This window comes from Saccharopolyspora sp. NPDC002686, assembly GCF_040295745.1.
GTDB lineage: Bacteria > Actinomycetota > Actinomycetes > Mycobacteriales > Pseudonocardiaceae > Saccharopolyspora > Saccharopolyspora oryzae.
On the sequence record NZ_JBEOVY010000053.1, the window covers coordinates 1 to 15,093 of the forward strand.

At 71.0% G+C, this 15,093-nt stretch carries 13 protein-coding genes; 2 read left to right on the forward strand and 11 right to left on the reverse strand.

Annotated elements, in window-relative coordinates; genetic code table 11:
• Both ABTZ89_RS09905 and ABTZ89_RS09910 read right to left on the reverse strand, forming a co-directional pair.
• A partial coding sequence (locus tag ABTZ89_RS09905) for a DUF6779 domain-containing protein (protein WP_351042425.1) occupies positions 1-753 on the reverse strand: 753 nt, incomplete at its 3' end.
• A 224-nt stretch (positions 754-977) separates the two neighbouring features.
• Positions 978-1,442, reverse strand: a complete 465-nt coding sequence (locus tag ABTZ89_RS09910) for a DUF3180 domain-containing protein (RefSeq protein ID WP_351042428.1) — start codon at positions 1,440-1,442, stop codon at positions 978-980.
• A 115-nt stretch (positions 1,443-1,557) separates the two neighbouring features.
• Here ABTZ89_RS09910 and ABTZ89_RS09915 point away from each other — a divergent pair, with 115 nt between their 5' ends.
• Positions 1,558-2,496: a MerR family transcriptional regulator gene (locus ABTZ89_RS09915; RefSeq protein WP_270947510.1), complete on the forward strand. Its 939-nt coding sequence runs from the start codon at positions 1,558-1,560 to the stop codon at positions 2,494-2,496.
• Between the two features lie 86 nt (positions 2,497-2,582).
• On the opposite strand, the gene folK is transcribed toward ABTZ89_RS09915, so the two are convergent.
• From folK to dacB, 9 genes are all read right to left on the reverse strand, one after another.
• Entirely contained in the window at positions 2,583-3,077 is a 495-nt protein-coding gene (gene folK, locus ABTZ89_RS09920) for a 2-amino-4-hydroxy-6-hydroxymethyldihydropteridine diphosphokinase (protein WP_270947361.1), read from the reverse strand.
• A 5-nt stretch (positions 3,078-3,082) separates the two neighbouring features.
• Entirely contained in the window at positions 3,083-3,472 is a 390-nt protein-coding gene (gene folB, locus ABTZ89_RS09925) for a dihydroneopterin aldolase (protein WP_270947362.1), read from the reverse strand.
• Positions 3,465-4,313, reverse strand: a complete 849-nt coding sequence (gene folP, locus ABTZ89_RS09930; RefSeq protein WP_351042432.1) for a dihydropteroate synthase — start codon at positions 4,311-4,313, stop codon at positions 3,465-3,467. The genes folB and folP overlap by 8 nt, the downstream gene beginning before the upstream one ends.
• Complete coding sequence (folE, locus tag ABTZ89_RS09935; RefSeq protein WP_351042473.1) at positions 4,313-4,927, reverse strand: GTP cyclohydrolase I FolE; 615 nt, start codon at positions 4,925-4,927, stop codon at positions 4,313-4,315. The genes folP and folE overlap by 1 nt, the downstream gene beginning before the upstream one ends.
• 57 nt (positions 4,928-4,984) lie before the next feature.
• Positions 4,985-7,327 carry an ATP-dependent zinc metalloprotease FtsH gene (gene ftsH, locus ABTZ89_RS09940; RefSeq protein ID WP_351042435.1) on the reverse strand — a complete coding sequence of 781 codons (2,343 nt, stop codon included), beginning with the start codon at positions 7,325-7,327 and terminating at the stop codon, positions 4,985-4,987.
• Positions 7,328-7,548: 221 nt separating this feature from the next.
• Complete coding sequence (gene hpt, locus ABTZ89_RS09945; protein ID WP_270947365.1) at positions 7,549-8,103, reverse strand: hypoxanthine phosphoribosyltransferase; 555 nt, start codon at positions 8,101-8,103, stop codon at positions 7,549-7,551.
• Positions 8,104-8,179: 76 nt separating this feature from the next.
• Positions 8,180-9,166, reverse strand: a complete 987-nt coding sequence (gene tilS / locus ABTZ89_RS09950; protein WP_351042440.1) for a tRNA lysidine(34) synthetase TilS — start codon at positions 9,164-9,166, stop codon at positions 8,180-8,182.
• A gap of 47 nt (positions 9,167-9,213) precedes the next feature.
• Positions 9,214-10,329 (reverse strand): Rv3626c family coenzyme F420 biosynthesis-associated protein, encoded by a 1,116-nt coding sequence (locus ABTZ89_RS09955; RefSeq protein ID WP_270947367.1) that lies wholly within the window; start codon positions 10,327-10,329, stop codon positions 9,214-9,216.
• A 52-nt stretch (positions 10,330-10,381) separates the two neighbouring features.
• A complete protein-coding gene (gene dacB, locus ABTZ89_RS09960) occupies positions 10,382-13,810 on the reverse strand; it encodes a D-alanyl-D-alanine carboxypeptidase/D-alanyl-D-alanine endopeptidase (protein WP_351042443.1) in 3,429 nt (1,142 codons plus the stop codon).
• A 329-nt stretch (positions 13,811-14,139) separates the two neighbouring features.
• Here dacB and ABTZ89_RS09965 point away from each other — a divergent pair, with 329 nt between their 5' ends.
• Positions 14,140-14,628: an inorganic diphosphatase gene (locus ABTZ89_RS09965; RefSeq protein WP_270947369.1), complete on the forward strand. Its 489-nt coding sequence runs from the start codon at positions 14,140-14,142 to the stop codon at positions 14,626-14,628.
• Positions 14,629-15,093: the final 465 nt, after the last annotated feature.

Genomic DNA, 15,093 nt, shown 5'->3' on the forward strand with positions numbered 1-15,093 from the left:
GGGCGCCGGAGCCGGCGCCTTCGGGGGCTCCGGGGCGCGCTGCGGCGGCTCGTGGTTGGTCCTCTCCGGCGGGCGGACCGGGCGCGGGCGTGACGGGTGCGCCTGCGCGGCTTGCGGTTTGAGGCGCGGGTGCGGCTTCGGGTGCTGCTTCGGCCGCGGTTCCTCGCGCGGCGGCTCCTCGCCGGAGAGCCTGCTGATCAGCTCGGTGTTCTGGGGCTGCGCGGCGGGCAGCTCCCGGCCCTGCGGGGCCTGGACGAGCTGGCCTTCGAACTTGCTGCTGTTCTCGCCCAACGACCGGACGCGGGTGGATTCGGCGCGCAGCGCGACCCGCTCGAACAGCACGTCACCGCCGAGCACCTGCTCCAGGCTGGTCCGCAGCCGCTGCAGCTCCGCTTGCAGCGCCTTCAGCTCGCCGTCGGACTCCTCGGCCGCCTTTCGGCGGGCCTCGGCCTCCACCTCCAGCTCGAACTCGCGGCGCGCAGCGATCTCCCGCTCCAGTTCGAGCTCGTAGATCCGCTGCCGGTCCTCGGCGAGCTTCTCGTCCTGGGCGACCCGGTTGCGCAGCCGGGCGACCGCGAACGCTCCGATCAGCGCCGACCACAGCGCGGCGACCAGGCCCAACCGCAGCAGGCGGGCGTCGCTGCTGATGACCAGCACTGCGGTGGCGGCCGCGGCGAGCACGAGCGCGCCGACCCACAAGGCGGTCGAGCCGCCTGCGCGGGATTCGGTCTCGGTACTGCCGCGGTCGGACATGCCCACCACGGTACCGGGCGGTTATCAGTTCGAGACCTGAAGGCGAGCAACGCGACTCCACATTGGTCGCAGTGGCGCACGCCACCCGCCTCCGAACGGCCGAACCCGAGCCCGCTAAAGCACGCCAAACCCGCTGGGAGAGGGCACTTTCACCCCGATCCGACGCCCCGCTCCCGCGGTCAGCGGGACGTCCAGCACGACACACCGGAGCGCGTCGGCAACGCTCAGTCCTCGTCGTCGTAAGGCTCTTCGGGCTCGTCGGGATTGCGCAGGCAGTGCTCCAGCCACAAGCCCGCCGCGATCAGCGCAGCCGCGCTCACCAGGCCGATCACCGCGGCGACCATGTCGCCCTGCGCCGCCTCCACGGTTCCGACGATCGGCAGCAGGTAGGCGCCGAGCCCGATCCACACCCCGGCCATGATCGCGCCCGCCATCGAGGACGCCTTGGCCAGCGCCACCGCGCGCGCCGCCGTCGGCCCGTCCAGCGGCTCGGTGCCCGGCCGGCGCTTCACGCGCGGACGCATGACCAGCGCCAGGACCAGGTCGACCAGCGCGATCAGCAGCAGGGTCGCCCCGGCCAGCTGCGGCAACCGCGGCAGGTCCCCGTAGGTGATCCGGGTGAGCAGGAAGATCACGACCGCCGCCGCCACTCCGTTGGCGATCAGCTGACCGGGTTTGGTGAAGGTCATGCGCTCTGCTCCTCGCGGTGCCACGGCTCCAGGATCCCACCTGATCGCCACCGCAGGAGTTCCGGGCGAAAATCGCCTTGAGTCTCCCCCGACAGGAGGGTCGAAGGTGGACGACGTGAACGACACCGCGCGCTACACGATCGGCGAACTGGCCCGTCGCACCGGACTGACGGTGAAGACGATCCGGTTCTACTCCGACACCGGCGTGGTGCCGCCCACCGACCGCACCGCGGCCGGTTACCGCCAGTACGACGTGACCGCCGTCAGCCGCCTGGAACTGGTTCGCACGCTGCGCGAACTGGGCGCCGGGCTGGACGAGGTGAAGCGGGTGCTCGCCCGCGAGACGACGCTCGCTCAGCTGGCCAGCGCCCACCTCGGGCTGCTGGAGGAGCAGATGCGCGTGCTGCGGACCCGCCGGGCCGTGCTGCGGGCGGTGGTCAAGCTCGACCGTTCGACCGAGGAGGTACGACTCATGCAGGAACTGGCGAAGATGCCCGACGAGGAGCGCAACCGGCTCATCGACGAGTTCTGGGACGAGGTCAGCGCGGAGCTGAACGTGACCCCGGGCTTCACCGAGTGGATGCGCTCTGCGAAGCCGAACCTGCCCGACGACCCGAGCACCGAGCAGCTGGAGGCCTGGCTCGAACTCGCCGAACTGGTGCAGGACCAGGACTTCCGGCGCGCGGTGCGGGCGCTCTACCAGGAGCACGCGAACCGCCGCGAAGCCGGCGAGAAGATGATCGACCACGCCGACGCGCCCAAGTGGTGGGCGATCACCGACGAGGCGAAGGCCTCCGCCGAGTCCGGGACCGCGCCGGACAGCGCCGAGGCCGAGGCGCTGACCGATCGGCTGATGGGGCTGGCCACCGAGGAGTGGGGAAAGCCGGACACGCCGGAGTTCCGCCGCGAGATGGCCGCCTACTACGAGGAGCACGACGGGCGGATGTCCCGCTACTGGGAGCTCCTGGCCATCATCAACGGCTGGCCGCAGCACCCGGTCACCGACGAGGCGACCCGCTGGCTGGCCACCGCCCTCCGCGCGTCCGCCCGGTAGCGGAAGTCCGCGCTGCTCAAGCCCCGTGAGCACTTTCTGGTGCTATAGGCCCAGAAAGTGCTCACGGGAAGTTAGCAGGCCGGGCTTCAGGTGAGGGTGAGGTCCTCGCGGAGGTGGACGTCGGCGATCTCGTCGTCCGGCAGGGCTTTCAGGAGTTCGGCGACCCGGCCGTGACCCGGGAGCTCCGCGTCGGGGTCGATCGCCAGCCACGGGATCAGCACCGTCGCACGACTAGGCGTTCCCGGGTGCGGGAGCAGGAGTTCCGGGTCCTCGCTGCGGACACCGTCCACAGTGACCACGTCGACGTCCAGGGTGCGCGGGCCCCAGCGCTGCTCGCGCCGCCGTTCCGCCTGCTGCTCCAGCTGCTGGCCGCGGCGCAGCCAGCCCCACTCGTCGAACTCCGGGGACTCCACGACCAGGACCGCGTTGAGGAAGTCCGGCTGGTCGGTGACGCCCCACGGCGCGGTCTCGTACACCGGCGAGGCCGCGACCAGCACGTCGGCGAACCCGTCGACGGCGAGCTTGAGGAAGCTGAGCCGATCCCCGAGGTTCGACCCCAGCGAGAGCACCGCCCTGCTCATCCCGCTCACTCCCCGACCGCGCGACCGCGGCCGCCCCGGCGGGAGCGGCGGATGGTCACCGCCACGTCGGCGAAGGTCAGCGGGATCGGCGCGCTCGGCTTGTGGATGGTGACCTCCGCGGCGTGCACCCGCTCGTCGGTCATCACGTCGTCGGCGATCTCGCCCGCCACCGCTTCGATCAGGTCCTTCGACGGCCCGGCCACGATCGCCGCCGCGCGCTCGGCCAGCTCGCCGTAGTGCATCGTCTTCGCCAGGTCGTCGGTGGCCGCGGCCTCGCCGAGGTCGATCCAGACCGTGATGTCGACGAAGAAGTCCTGCCCGTCGCGCTTCTCGTGGTCGAAGACCCCGTGGTTGCCGCGAACCTTCAGGCCGGTCAACGTGATCCGGTCAGCCACCGAACTCCCCTCCGCTGCGCCACGCGGCGGTCACCGCGACGGCGTCCAACGATTGCCGCACGTCGTGCACCCGGACGCCCCAGGCCCCGCGGTCGGCGGCCAGCGCCGACACCACCGCGGTCGCGGTCTCGCGCCCGGCGGGCGGGCGCGGGGTGCCTTCGCCGTCGGCCAGCAGCCGTCCCAGGAACCGCTTGCGGGAAGCCCCGACCAGCACCGGAAAGCCCAGCTCGACGAAGACCTCCAGCCGCTGCAGGAGCTGCCAGTCGTGCTGCCCGGTCTTGGCGAAGCCCAGACCCGGGTCCAGCACGATCGCTTCCTCGGCGACGCCCGCCCCCAACGCGACGTCGACCTGCCGCAGCAGTTCGTCGCGCACCTCTCCGACCACGTCGGAGTAGACCGCGAGGTCGTTCATGCCCTTGCTGTGGCCGCGCCAGTGCATCAGCACCCACGGCAGCCCGGTGTCGGCGGCGACGTGCGCCATGTCCGGATCGGCCAACCCGCCGGACACGTCGTTGATCACCGCGGCACCGGCCTCCGCGGTCGCCGCGGCGACCTTGGCGCGGGTGGTGTCGACGCTGACCGGGACGCCTGCACCGACCAGCTCGCGGACCACGGGCAGCACCCGCTCGATCTCGGTCGCCGGGTCGACGCGCTCGGATCCGGGCCGGGTCGACTCCCCGCCCACGTCGATGATGTCGGCGCCCATCCGGTGCATCTCGACGCCGTGCGCGATGGCCGCGTCGCGGTCCAGGTAGCGCCCGCCGTCGGAGAACGAATCCGGCGTCACGTTCAGCACGCCCATCACCGCGCAGCGCGGCGGGTTCGGCAACCGCGGATGCATCAGCGTCCCCTGATCAGCGACAACGCCTCGGAGCGCGAGGACGCCGAGTCGCGGAACTGGCCGCGCACCGCGGACGTCGTGGTGGTGGAACCGGCCTTGCGGACGCCGCGCATGCCCATGCACAGGTGCTCGGCGTCGATCACCACGATCACCCCGCGCGGCTCCAGCCTGCGCACCAGCGCGTCGGCGACCTGCGAGGTCAGCCGCTCCTGCACCTGCGGGCGCTTGGCGTAGAGGTCGACCAGCCGCGCCAGCTTGGACAGCCCGGTCACCCGCCCCCGCTCGTTCGGGATGTACCCGACGTGCGCGTACCCGTGGAACGGCAGCAGGTGGTGCTCGCAGTTTGAGTACACCGGGATGTCGCGGACCAGGACGAGTTCCTCGTGGGCCTCGTCGAAGGTCTTGTCCAGGACCTCGTCCGGGTTCGTGTAGAGCCCGGCGAACAGCTCGCGGTAGGCGCGGGCGACTCGGGCGGGGGTGTCGCGGAGACCTTCCCGGTCCGGGTCCTCACCTGCTGCGAGGAGCAGTTCCCGCACCGCGGCTTCAGCGCGGTCCTGGTCGAACTGGGGGATGTGGAAAGAGCCGTCGGGACGGGAGTCGCCTCCCGCCCCGATCGGCTCGTCGACCGAACTGGTCAATTCTGCTTTCCTCCACTGGCTGGAGAGCCAGTATCAGCGGTTGGTGCCGCTGCCGTTGTCCTGGGCCGAATCCGGCCCCTCCGAGCGCGGAGCCTCCTCGGCCTGCTGCTCGCCGTGCTCCGGCGCCGCCGGGGGCTCGGACTGCTGCGAGCCGCGCTCCCAGGACGGCGTCCAGTTGTACTGGCTCTGACCGCCGGAGTAGCTGGAGCCCGACGGCGTCGTCGCCGGGGTCCACCCGGGCGGGGCGCCGTAGTTCGGCGGCACCGCCTGCGGGGCCTGGCCCTGCTGCTGCGGGGGTTGCGGCTGCTGGATCTGCACCGTGCCCTGGTTCGCACCGGCGCCGGCCGGGGTCGGCTCCTGCTGACCGTGGCTCGGCTGGGCGCCGTTCTGGTCGCCCGCACCGATCGCCGACGGCGCCGGGGTCGGCTCCTCCTTGACCGGGGGCCACGGCTCGCCGCGCTCCTTGGCCAGCTCGCCGGGGGTCTTGATCGGCGGCTTGTCCGACGGGGTGCGACCGGCGAAGTCGTTGAACGCGGTGATCCTGGGCCGCTTCTCCACGCGGGCGAAGATCCGCTCCAGGTCCTTGCGGTTCAGCGTCTCCTTGTCGATGAGCTCCAGCACGAGGTCGTCGAGCACGTCGCGGTAGGTGTTGAGCACCTCCCACGCCTCGGTGTGCGCGGCCTCGATGAGGCGGCGCACCTCCTCGTCGATCTCGTGCGCGACCTCGAGCGAGTAGTTCGGCTGCTGGCCGGCGGTGCGCCCGAGGAACGGGTCGCCCTCCTCCTTGCCGTACTTCACCGCGCCCAGGCGGGCGGTCATGCCGTACTCGGTGACCATCGCGCGGGCGATCTTGGTGGCCTGCTCGATGTCGCTGGACGCACCGGTGGTCGGCTCGTGGAAGACCAGCTCCTCGGCGGAGCGGCCACCCAGCGCGAACACCAGGCGGGCGATCATCTCCGAGCGGGTCATCATGTCCTTGTCGTCCTCGGGGACGACGAGGGCGTGCCCGCCGGTGCGACCGCGCGGCAGGATCGTCAGCTTGTAGACCGGCTCCAGGTCGGACATCGCCCACGCGGCGAGCGCGTGCCCGCCCTCGTGGTAGGCGGTGATCTTCTTGTCCCGTTCGGAGACGATCTTGCTCTTGCGGCGCGGACCACCGACCACGCGGTCGACGGCTTCCTCCATCGCCGCGGCGGTGATCAGCTGGCCGTTCTCGCGGGCGGTGAGCAGCGCGGCCTCGTTGACCACGTTCTCCAGGTCGGCACCGGAGAAGCCGACGGTGCGCTTGGCCAGGCTCTCCATGTCGACGTCCTGGGCCAGCGGCTTGCCCTTGGAGTGCACGCCGAGGATCGCGCGGCGACCGCGCAGGTCCGGCGCGGACACCGGGATCTGCCGGTCGAAGCGGCCCGGGCGCAGCAGCGCCGGGTCCAGGATGTCCGGGCGGTTGGTGGCGGCGATCAGGATGATGCCGCCGCGCGAGTCGAAGCCGTCCATCTCGACCAGCAGCTGGTTGAGGGTCTGCTCCCGCTCGTCGTGACCGCCGCCGAGACCGGCGCCCCGCTGACGGCCGACCGCGTCGATCTCGTCGACGAAGATGATGCACGGCGCGTTCTGCTTGGCCTGCTCGAACAGATCGCGCACGCGGGAGGCACCGACACCGACGAACATCTCGACGAAGTCGGAACCGGAGATCGAGTAGAACGGCACGCCGGCCTCACCGGCGACAGCGCGCGCGAGCAGCGTCTTACCGGTACCGGGCGGGCCGTAGAGCAGGACGCCCTTCGGGATCTTCGCGCCGAGGGCCTGGTAGCGGCCGGGGTTCTGCAGGAAGTCCTTGATCTCGTGCAGTTCCTCGACGGCCTCGTCGGCACCCGCGACGTCGGTGAACAGCGTCTTGGGCATGTCCTTGGTGAGCTGCTTGGCCTTGGACTTGCCGAAGTTCAGGACGCGGTTGCCGCCGCCCTGGACGTTGTTCATCATCCACATCAGCAGCAGCACAAGCAGGCCGATGGGCACCAGGTAGAACAGCATCTGCACCCAGAACGAGTCCTGGGAGACCTTGGTGTTCCAGGTCGGGACGTGCGCGTTGCGGATCTCGTTGACCACCTGGTCGGTGGCCCCGGCCGGGTACTGCGCGATCAGCTGGGAGCTGCCGTCGAAGTTCTGGCCGTCATTCAGGGTCAGCCGGACCCGCTGCTCCTTGTCCTCGATCGTCGCTTCCTTGACCTTGCCCTGAGCGATCTGCTCGAGCGCCTGCGACGTGGAGACTTCGCGGTAGGCGCGCGTCTCGTCGAAGAGCACGTTGAAGGACAAGATCAACAAGAATGCGATGAGGATCCACAGCAGCGGGTTGCGGAGCAGGCGCTTTCGGTCCATTCACTTGCGGCCGACGGGCGGCCTCGACCCTCCCTGACTGTCACTTCGGGCGACGACTGCTCGGCAGGCACAGTTAGCCCTGGCCGTCAACCCCTTCAGACCAGCGTACCGGCCGATGTGCGGGCCCGACCACGCCGCGCCCGACACAGGATGAACAGCGTATCCGGTCGCCCCGCCCGCGTGGGCCAGGAGGGGCGAACCGGACAGGCGTGTTCCAGGCGTCAGACGCCCGAGGTGTAGACCTTGGGATCGAGCGAGCCGATGTAAGGAAGGTCTCGGTAGCGCTCGGCGTAGTCGAGGCCGTAGCCGACGACGAACTCGTTGGGGATGTCGAAGCCGACGTACTTGACCGGCAGGTCGACCTGGACCGCGTCGGGCTTGCGCAGCAGCGTGCACACCTCCAGGGAGGCGGGGTTGCGCGAGCTCAGGTTCTTGAGCAGCCAGGACAGCGTCAGACCCGAATCGATGATGTCCTCGACGATCAGCACGTGCCGGTTGGCGATGTCGCGGTCCAGGTCCTTGAGGATCCGCACCACGCCGGACGACGAGGTCGAGGAACCGTACGAGCTGACCGCCATGAACTCGAGCTGGGCGGGCTGCGGCAGGGCCCGGGCGAAGTCGGTCATGAACATGACCGCGCCCTTGAGGACTCCCACCAGCAGCAGATCGCCACCGACGTCCTGGTAGTCCTCGTCGACCTGCTTGGCCAGCTCGGTGACCTTGTCCTTGATCTGCTGCTCGCTGATGAGCACTGACGCAATGTCGCCGTCGTACACGGCCCGGCTTCCCCTCTTCGGCGATGAGACAGTTCCCCCGGCGCTGCACGCCCCGGTCTCGACAACGCGGCGCCCGTCAGCCATTCGGCGGCTTGCGACCCGCGGCTACGACTTGAAGCGTGCCATGCGCACGGCGAAGCACAAAGTCACCCGGCAACCTCGGCCCGCCCTGTCCGCGCCAATCGGTGAGCAGCGCGTCGGCCGCCCGGAGGTGCGCATCGGTGAGCTCCGGGACGCCCCGGTCCAGCAGCCACTCCTTCACCACGCGACGGCGCAGCGCGGCCGGAATTTCCCGCAGTGCCAACGCATCCAGCCCATCACCGACCTCCACCCGACCGCGCTCGGCGGCGGCCAGCTCGTCCAGCGCGTCGGCGTCCTCGCGCAGCTGCTGCGCGGTCCGGGTTAACGCCTCGCGAACGCCGCCTTGCAGGACGTCGTCCATCAGCGGAAGAACTTCTGTGCGCAACCGCACACGGGTGAACCGGGCATCTGCGTTGTGCGGATCCCGCCAGGGTTCGAGCCCGAGCTCCCGGCACACCTCCTCGGTGGTCGCCCGCCGCACGCCCAGGAACGGCCGCGCCCACGGCGGATCCACCGGCCGCATCCCGGCGATCGATCGCGCCCCGGAACCCCGCCCCAACCCGAGCAGCACGGTTTCCGCCTGGTCGTCGAGGGTGTGCCCGAGCAGGACGAGCGAACCGGGCGGACGCCGTTCGCGCAGCGCCCGGTAGCGCGCGCGACGCGCGGCGGCCTCGGGACCGCCGGAGCCCTCCACCTCGACCTCGATCACCTCTGCGACGGCACCGAGCTCGGTGAGCTGCTCGGCAGCGCGAGCGGCGACGTCGGCGGAGCCGACCTGGAGCCCGTGATCCACCACCAGGCCGTGCAACGGGACGCCCGCGTGGCGGGCGGCGTGCGAGGCGGCAGCGGCGAGCGCCAGCGAGTCGGCGCCGCCGGAGCACGCGACGACCAGCGGAGCGCCCCGGAACGGCGCGGCCTCGGCGGAGCCGAGCAAGCGCCGGACGGCGCCTCGGACGGCGCTGACGGCGGGAGGCGGCGGCACGCCGCCATTCTCCCGCCGGAGGCGACGGACCCGCGGAGCGGGCGGCGTCAGCCGTGGATCCGGCGGATCCAGGCGGCGGGGTCGCTGATCTCGGCGCGGGTCGGCAGGTGGTCCGGCGAGGTCCAGACCGCGTTGAAGCCGGTCATGCCGACCTCGTCCACCACGTGGCGGGTGAACGCCGCGCCCTGGGCGTACTGGCGGATCTTGGCGTCCACGCCGAGGAGGCTGCGCAGCAGGCGGTCCAGCAGGCCGCCGCCCTTGCGGCGTTCGGTGAAGCGGTTGCGGATCGTCGCCACGCTCGGCACCACCTGCGGGCCCACCGCGTCCATCACGTGGTCGGCGTGGCCCTCCAGCAGCGTGGAGATCGCGATGATCCGGTCCAGCGCGAGCCGCTGCTGCGGCGTCTGGAGCAGCTCGATCACGCCGAGCACGCCCGGGCTGGAATCACTGGAGCGGGCCGCACGGGCTTCCCGCAGGATCGTCGGCAACCTGCTCAGCAGCTCGCCGGTGGTGCCCTCCATCTCGGAGAGCAGGATGCCCAGGCTCTCGGTGAAGTGCTCGCGCAGCCACGGGACCGCGTTGAACTGCAGGCGGTGCGTGGACTCGTGCAGGCACACCCACATCGAGAAGTCATCGGCCGGAACGCCGAGGGAGCGCTGCGCCGCGACGATGTTCGGCGCCACCAGCAGCAGGCTGCCACGCTGGCCGGCGACTCCGGACTCGCCGTACGGGTCGAACTGCCCCAGCACCTTGCCGCCGAGGTAGGCCAGCACGAGCCCGGCCTGCACCCCGGCGCCGCGCGCGCTCAACCCGCCGAACAGGTCGCTGGCGCGCTGCATGCGGGCGTCGGCGGAGGACAGCGCGGCGTCGGTCAGGGTGGCCAGGCCGTGCGCGGCCCCGCGCACCCAAGCCGGGCGGTCCACGACGTCACCGGCGATGATCGGCAGGTCCTGGCCGAGACCGGTCAGCTCGCGGACGTGGCTCTCGGCATCGACGCTGAACCGCCGCAACGAGCGGACCGCGTGCTCGGCCTCCGCCCGCGGCACCTCCGGACCAGGCTTCATCAACCGGACCGCAGTCGCGACGGCGACGTTCCAGTCCAGCGCCCGATGCTCCGCAGCCGAGCTGTTGGAAACGGGCAAGGTGGAGGGTCGCGCGTTCACACGACCGACCGTACCCGCCTGCCGAGCCCGCTGATACCTCACTTTCGGGCAGTCAGCCGCAGCCGCATTCACGGAGCGCACCGGTGACCCCGTCCAGGGCTCGGCGGCCGTCTTCGGCCGAGCTCGGGCCGTTGGACATCAGCGCGAACACCAGCAGCCTGCCGTCCTTGGTCACGACCGTGCCCGCCAGGCTGTTGACCCCGTCGAGGGTGCCGGTCTTCGCCCGCACCCAGCCGCGGCCGTCGCTGCCGGTGTAGCGGTCCCGCAGGCTTCCGGTGCCGCCCGCGATCGGCATGCCCGACAGCAGGCCCCGCAGCTTCGCGGCGTCCGGGGGCAGCCCGCCCTCCGGGCTGGCCGTGGTGGTCGCCGAGCTCAGCAGCTCGCCGAGCAGCTTCGGCGTGGTCCTGTCGTGCACCGACAGCCCGCTGCCGTCGGACATGGTGGTGCCGTTGAGGTCGAAGCCGTGCTTCGCCAGCACGTCGTGCACCGCCTTCGTCGCCCCCTCGAACGACGGATCAGCGCCGGTGGCGACGGCCACCTCGCGCGCGAGCACCTCGGCGAGCATGTTGTCCGAGTGCAGCATCGCGGTGTCGACCATCTGCTGCACCGTCGGCGACTCGACGTGGCCGAGGACCTCCGCGTTCGGCGGCGCCGACCCCTTCGAGACCTGCGTCGCGCCGAGCTTGTCGGCCAACCGCTGCGCGGCCTGCATCGCCGGCTCGTTGGTGCGCGGGCTGTAGTCCTGGGTCGGGTCGTTGCGGCCGCCGTTGAGCATCACCGGCTCCATCGGCGCCATCATGCCCATGCCCACGTCCTCCGGGAGCCAGCCCGGGGCGAGGGCCGGACCGGTGTACCGGCTGGTGTCGACCTGCACCGACGTCACGTTCCCGCCGGTCGCGGCCCGCACCTGGTCGATCAGGTCGTCGAACCGGGCGGCCCCGGGGTACACCGACTCCTGACCGGGCGGCAGCGTCGACAGCGTCACGTCACCGCCGCCGACCAGCACCACGCTGCCCGGCTGGCTGCCGCGCACCACCTTGGTGGTCAGCCGCTGGTCGTGGTCGAGGACGAGCAGCGCGGCGCTCATCGCGAGCAGCTTGCCGGTCGACGCCGGAACGAGTGCCTGGCCGGTGTTCCGCTCCCACAGCACCTGCCCGGTCCGGGCGTCCTTCACGACACCAGCGAGGGTGCCCAGCGCGGGGTTGGCCAGCGGGCCGGCGAGCGCGGCGTCGAGCCCGGACCTTGTGGGCTCCGGCGCGTCCTGGCCGAGCGGCTTGATCTGCGGGTTGAGCCGGACCGGCGGTGGCGCGTCGGCGATCTGCGCCTTCATCAGCGCGTCGACCACCTGCGGGCCGAAGCCGATGCCCGCGCCGAGCAGCACGACGAGCACCGCCGCGACCGCGATCAGGCCCTTGCGGCTCCGCTTCGGCGGCGCTGCGGCCCGCGGCGGCTCCGGGACTGGCCCGATGTGCTGCGGCTGGGCGCGCGGTGCGGTGAGGCCCGCGAAGTCCTCCGGCGAAGCCGTGGGCTCGATGCGCTCGGGCTCCGCCCGCGGCGCGGTCATCCCGGCGAAGTCGTCGGGCGAAGCGGCGGGCGGGGTCAGGCCCTGCGACGGCTTGGCGTGCGGGGCCGTGAGACCGGCGAAGTCCTCCGGCGAAGCGGCCGGGACCTCCAGGCCGTTCGTGGGCGCGGTCGGGGCGTTCAGGCCGGCAAAGTCCGCGGCGGACGCCGTGCGCGGGGCGTCGAAGTCCGGGCGGGCGAACTGCTGGGTCTGCTCGGCCGGTGCGACCGGCGGCACCACCGGGATCCGCTGCGTCGCCGGACCCGGATCCGCCGGGGCGCGCAGGTCGGAGAGCTCGAGGCGGGTGGTCCGCTCCACCTCCGACTCGGCGGGGATCTTGGCGATCTTCTGGGTGGACTCGACCGGCCGCTCGCCGGGGACGCGCGGGATCTTCTGCGTGCTGTCGACCGGCCCGGTGACGTCGACCCGGCTGATCTGCTGCGTCTGCTCGACGCCGGCGACCGGCGGCGCGTCGGTGATCGGCCGGAACTGCTGGGTCTGCTCGACCGCGGTCTCCGGCGGCGCGGCCGGAGCGGGCGGCTTCTCCTCGGAGCTCTCCGGCTCGGAGTCCGTCTTCTCAGCGCTCTCGGGCTCGGAGTCCGTCTCGTCAGCGCTCTCCGGCTCGGCGCCCTTCTCGTCGGAGCCGTCTTTCTCCGCGTCCTCCGACTTGACGTCTTCCGACTGCTCGTCGGCTTCCGCGTCGTCCTCGGACTTCTCGGCTTCGGGCTCCTCGGCAGGGGCCGATTCGTCCGACGGCCAGGACGGTTCCTGCCCGTCAGCGGTGTCCGAACCCTGCTCATCGGCGGTCGACTGCTCAGCCGACTCCTGCTGGTCCGGAGCCGGCTCGGCGTCCTCCGACGACGCCCCCTCCGCGTCATCGGACTTCTCGTCGGCGTTCTCCGGCTCCTCGTCCGCCTTTTCGCCGGAGGACGACTCGGCAGCGGGCTCCTCCGCCGGTTCCTCGTCGTCCGCCGCTTCCGGGGCAGCGTCGTCGGACGGTTCGTCGACGGCGGATTCGTCCTGCTCAGCCGACTCCTCCTGCGCATCAGCGGAGGCCTCGGCGTCCGCTTCGTCGCTGAGGTCAACGGTTCCGGTGACGCGCCCGGAAGCCCCGGACGTCACTGCACCCTCGGCATCGCCGTCCTCGGACTCCGAAGCGGTGTCGGACTCCTTCTCAGCCGACGTGCTCTCAGCGCCGGAGGATTCTTCCGCCTCGCTCCCGGCGGCTTCCTCGCCGTCCTGATCAGCCGGGGCGGACTCCGGCTCATCGGCGGTGTTGTCGTCCTGAGCAGCGTCGGATTCGGTCGAATCCGCTGCTTCGGTCTCCTCCGCAGCAGCCTCACCGTCGGCTTCGTCGGGAGCAGCGTCCTGATCAGCGGATTCCGGAGTGCCCTGCTCCTCGGTCGAGCCGTCGTCGCTCGCCGACGTCTCGGATGCGCCCTGATCAGCACTGACGTCATCATCCGATGCCTCATCGGCCCCGGACTTCTCGTCAGCGGCTTCAGTCTCCGCAGGGCCGGACTTCTCGTCGGCTTCAGTCTCCGCAGCGCTGGACTTCTCGTCAGCTTCAGCCTCGGCAGCGTCGGTCTCGGCAGCCGCGCTGTCGTCCTCAGCAGCAGGCTCCGAGTCGCCGTCCGGCTGATCGGCCGAGTCGTCAACGTCACCCTGATCAGCCGCGTCGTCGGTAGCCGAGCCGTCCTCGAGATTGCCCGCGACGCGCTTCGATGCGCTCGGTTCGCCGCTCGACTCCGCCTTCTCGACGGTCTTCAACCGAGCCGTCTCGGCTTCCGCCGGAGCTTCGGGTTCCGGGTCGACCAGCGCGCCCGACACGCGCTTCGACGAGGTGGTCGTGCGCTTGGTCTCGGCGTCGTCCGCCGACTCGGTCGACTCCGTCGCCTTCTCGGCATCATCCGAGGTCACAGCTTTGCCATCCGCGGTTCGGTCGGTCTCGGGTGGGGTGGTGTCCGACGCCTCCGGGGCGGGGGCTTCCGCGGGTCGGTTCGGCGACGGCGCAGCGGTTCGGCTCTGGCTCTCGCTGTCCGGTGACGACGCCCCAGCGTCGGATTCGGCCACCTCACCCCGGCTGTTCTGGGGTTCGGGCACGTGCTCCTCCTCGACGGATGGCCAGACTGCCAGATTGCGAGCTCCCGCACTGCGGTGGGGCTCGGTGCGCTGCCGTGGTCCACACTAGACGTGGCCGCGCGCGGGAGCGGGCGGCTGCATCCGACGCAAGACGAGTGAGGAACCGCGTGGACTTCGACGTCACGATCGAGATCCCCAAGGGGAACCGGAACAAGTACGAGGTGGACCACGAGACGGGACGGATCCGTCTCGACCGGACGCTGTTCACCGCCACCCAGTACCCGGCCGACTACGGGTTCATCGAGGACACCCTCGGCGAGGACGGCGACCCGTTGGACGCGCTGGTGCTGGTCCAGGAGCCGACCTTCCCGGGCTGCCTGATCAAGTCGCGCGCCATCGGCATGTTCCGGATGCGGGACGAGAAGGGCGGCGACGACAAGGTCATCTGCGTGCCCTCGGACGACCCGCGCCAGGAGCACCTGCGCGACATCCACCACCTCGCCGAGTTCTACAAGCTGGAGATCCAGCACTTCTTCGAGGTGTACAAGGATCTGGAGCCGGGCAAGAGCGTGGAGGGTGCGACGTGGGTCGGCCGCGTCGAGGCCGAAGCCGAGATCAAGCGCTCCTACGAGCGGGCCAAGGAACACGGCCACTGAACCCCAGCACCAAGAACAAGCCCTCCCCGCAGCAGCGCGTGGGAGGGCTTTTTCGTGGTCTCTTGATTCCGGTGGTCGTTTTGCGTGGCGGTGCGGGTAGCGGAACCTCAGCGCCCGCCTGGACTCCGGGTGCCCGACTTTATGTATGCCAATACACGGCAGTCGGGCCGTCCTCGCCAGGCGAACCCTGAGAACCCGCGGCGGTGCCGGTTGCGAGGGTGGGCTATGCGCCTACGGCGCATGCGACTCTTGCCGTCCAGTGCCGACCATGCTTCGCGGTAGCTGTCTACCGCTGGAAGCGGCTCCGCCGCTTGACTGACGATGGCTTGTTTCGGCTGGTCGGGGGCCGTGAGTACTTTGGGGGGCTATAGCAACCCAAAGTACTCACGGGCTTTGACCAGGCTAAATAGGACTGATCGCTTAGTTGTCCACAGGGTTGGGGATAACTGGTGGGTTCTGTGGACA